This is a genomic window from Actinocrinis sp. (genome assembly GCF_035946395.1).
Classification (GTDB): domain Bacteria; phylum Actinomycetota; class Actinomycetes; order Streptomycetales; family Catenulisporaceae; genus Actinocrinis.
Genome location: NZ_DASYZI010000053.1, coordinates 1 through 3,335, shown reverse-complemented (window position 1 = coordinate 3,335; position 3,335 = coordinate 1). Strand labels below are relative to the sequence as shown.

The window sequence follows — 3,335 nt, the reverse complement described above, 5'->3', positions numbered from 1 at the left end:
TACGCCTGGAACGGTCACAGCGTGCACAGCGTGTCCTGACAAGTCACCGCCGTGAGCTCACCATGCACCGGGTGTGCACTTGCTGCAATGCGATCCCTCTCTCGCGCCGGATCCAGATACCCGGACCGTTCTGCACCGGGTGCAGTCCACGGCCGCAACGCGCATCCGCACGCCCCAAGCGCACTGCACATTCAGTAGAGTACTCAAATACTTACATCATGGCTCGATGCTCGCCTTGACGCCGCGATGCTGACCACAGCGGTCCCGCCTGTCCAGCCGGGGGCGCCTGAGGCGCAATACCCGATCGTGCGCAGTTGTGAGCCGTGGACCAAGCCGATTCCACACACTATCTCAGCGCTCTACAACACTTCTACGATGGGGCGGGACTTCCCAGACGCCCGCCGTCTGGCCCAGCAGGAGCGGGTGGCGGCTTCGCGCGCCGCCCGTTCCCGCCCAGAGAGGACGGAAAGTCATGATCCTTCAGCGCGCCCGACTCGCCACCGCCGCTCTTGCCGCGGCCTGCGGGATCGCCCTGTCCACAGGAATTGCGACCCCTGCCGCCGCCTCCACCCAGCCCGCCACCACCACGCAGTCCGTCACCGCCACGCAGTCCGTCACCACCGCCCGGCCCGCCGCCACCGTCGTCTCCGGCAGCGCGCGGGCCTCCGTCACCCACCAGGGATCGAACACCGCCGCGGCCGGGACCGTGCTGTTCACGCCGAAGCACCGGCCCGGCGTGGTCACGCCGAACACCCCCTACAGCTGCACGGTGAGCTACCCGTACGTCACCGACACCTTCTCCAACGGCGAAATCAGCTGGACCGCCACGGTCAGCTGCAACATCGTGCTGCGCATGCAGGGCACCACCGTGCTGTTCCAATGGGGCAGCTCGAACGCGTACGCGTTCGGCAACTCGTATGACAACTACTCCAGCTCGAACACTTCGTCGGGCGCCGTGTACGGAATCTTCAGCGGTACCTGGGGCGTGAACGACAACGTCCTGCTGTTCAGCCCGCCCGGATACAACAGCACCCCCGGCGCCGGCTGCTACTACTACAACCCGCCCGCCAACACCGAGATCAAGTGCACCGAGACCACCGGACCCTTCACCGCCCAATAAGTCAACCGCCACTCCAGCCGCCAAGCTAAGAGCGACCGATTTCGTGTGAGACAAGCGCGGCCGACCGGGCCACCCCGGCCGGCCGCGCTTCGTGCACGGCTGGCTGCGCAGCTTGGCACCCGGTGATCGGGTGATCAGCTGTCTTTCTGGCCGCCCCACACGACGGCGCCGACGTCGCGGCGAGCGGCCCCGCCCAAGCCGAGGAGGCGGCGAGTCGCATTGGGCGCGAGCGCGTACAGCAGGTAGAGGACACGCAAGGAGCCCGGGACGTCCACAAAGGGCTTGCCCTTGCGGACCGCGTCGAGCACGGCGGAGGCGACTTGCGGTGGGGTGACGGAGGGCATGAAGTCCGTCGCGCGCGGCAGTTGGTCGAAGCGCACGTGCTCGCGGAAGAAGCTCGTGCCGGACACGACTCCGGGCCTGACCAGCGTGACGCGCACCGGTGAGCCGGCCAGTTCCAGCCGGACCGTCTCGGTGAAGGCCTCGACCGCGGCCTTGACCGCAGCATACGGCGCTGATGGTGACGCGGTGATGACCCGACCCGCCGACGAGCCGATGTTCACCACGTGTCCTCGGCCGGCCTTGCGCATGTGCGGCAGTACGAGCGCGGTCGCGCGTATCGTCGCGAGCAGTCCGGTGGACACGGTCTGCTCGGCTTCTTCGATCGTCAAGCGCTCCATCGGCTCCCAGCGGATGAACGCCGCGTTGTTGATCAGGATGTCGATACGGCCCTCCTGCTCGAACACGCCGCCGATCCAGCGCGCCAGGTCGCTCGCGTCGCTCACGTCACAGCGTTCGAGTTCGATGCGGCAGGTATCGGGAAGCGCCTTTGCCGAGTTTTGAGCGGCGTCCAGGTACGTGGGAGAGATGTCGCATGCGTACACATGCGCCCCTGCCCTGGCGAACGCCTCCGACAAGGCCCAGCCAATGCCCTGAGCTCCACCGGTGACCGCGCATACCATGCCAGCCAGCGGCAATGCGGGATTGGATGCTGATCTTGTGAGATTCATGTATTCCTCGCCGTGGCGTCGCTTGAGACGCGGGTCAGAGCCCGAATGAGGTGTGCGGGGACGTACGACTGCCGAGGATAGCCAGCACCTCGCCGCAGCGCACATGGATCATGCGTTCGATCCCTGAGACCGCAAGGAGTTCGCCGAGGCAGCCGGGCCCGTTCCGGCCCGGCCACATCCACATACAGGTCACCGACCAGAGCCGGAGTCCCCCGTGCGGACACGCCCGGGCCGATCGATCAGGAATGGAGAAGCGGGCCCGGGCCCCGAGACGTAGCGTGAAGCCAGCACAGACGCCAAGGACGCGATCCGCGCCGGTACGCAAAGATCATCATCAGGAGGACGTATGCCCCACGCCGTAGACTTCGAGACCGTATCCACGGCCGGCCTGGAATCGTGCCCCGTCGCGAAGGCCCTCGCGGGACTGCGCGCCAACGAGGCGCGCTATTACAAGAACAAGTATGATCATGATTTCATCGTCAGCTCCGCAGCCGAGGCGCCGGAAGTACTCGACTGGGTGAACGGCGTCCTCTCCAACGAGCGCGACATCGTCATCTCCGCCCGCCCGCTCGAAGTCTCCTCCTTCGAGGTGGACGGCTTTCGGATGGCTTACGTGTTCTACGCATCCGGCCTGGCGGTCAATGTGATGTACGGCATCGAGGAAGGAGCGAAGCGCGCAGTCGGATTCAAGCTCTCGGAAGGCATGGAAGTCCCCGAAGAACTCGCGTCGCGCTTCAAGTTCGCACGCCAGAAGTCGAAACTGGCCGGCGTCATCCGCGGAACCTTCTTCGTGATCAAGGGCGAGTACTGAGTCGCACCGACCACGGCGGACGGACGGCGAAAAACTCCATATGCTCGCCCGGGTATCAAAACCCGCGGTAACGTTGAGACATGTCTCGTACGCGGTCGGCGCACGACTTCGAGTCGCTGGACCGGTCACTGCGGTACGCGGTGAAGAGCGGCAAGAACGTCACCGACGTGGCCGGGGTCGCGGCCCAGGGCCTGTTGAAGGCCGTTCCGGCGGACATCTGGTGCGCGGTGCTGCTGGACCCCTCGACCTTGCTGGACACGGGCGGGATTCACGAGTGCGGGTTTCCGGAAAGCGTCATGCCGAGGTTGTTCGAGATCGAACACGTCGAGCAGGACGACGTCGACAACCTGCGGTCGCTGGCGCGGCGCCCGAAAGCCGTCAGTTCCCTGATGCG

Annotated in this window: 3 protein-coding genes and 1 pseudogene; 3 read left to right on the top strand and 1 reads right to left on the bottom strand. The window is 65.9% G+C overall.

Features of this window, described 5'->3' with window-relative positions; translation table 11 throughout:
- Positions 1–472 precede the first annotated feature (472 nt).
- The gene (locus tag VGS97_RS03485; protein ID WP_326851700.1) at positions 473–1,120 is read left to right on the top strand and encodes a hypothetical protein; all 648 of its coding nucleotides are present in this window, start codon (positions 473–475) and stop codon (positions 1,118–1,120) included.
- Positions 1,121–1,254: 134 nt separating this feature from the next.
- Here VGS97_RS03485 and VGS97_RS03480 read toward each other — a convergent pair whose 3' ends face one another.
- Positions 1,255–2,082, bottom strand: coding sequence for an SDR family oxidoreductase (locus VGS97_RS03480; protein WP_326851701.1), 828 nt, complete (start codon positions 2,080–2,082; stop codon positions 1,255–1,257).
- Between the two features lie 394 nt (positions 2,083–2,476).
- Between VGS97_RS03480 and VGS97_RS03475 the strand changes: the two genes are divergently transcribed.
- Complete coding sequence (locus VGS97_RS03475) at positions 2,477–2,941, top strand: phage tail protein (protein WP_326851699.1); 465 nt, start codon at positions 2,477–2,479, stop codon at positions 2,939–2,941.
- Positions 2,942–3,021: 80 nt separating this feature from the next.
- Positions 3,022–3,335, top strand: a pseudogene (locus VGS97_RS03470) (hypothetical protein); the annotation flags it as partial.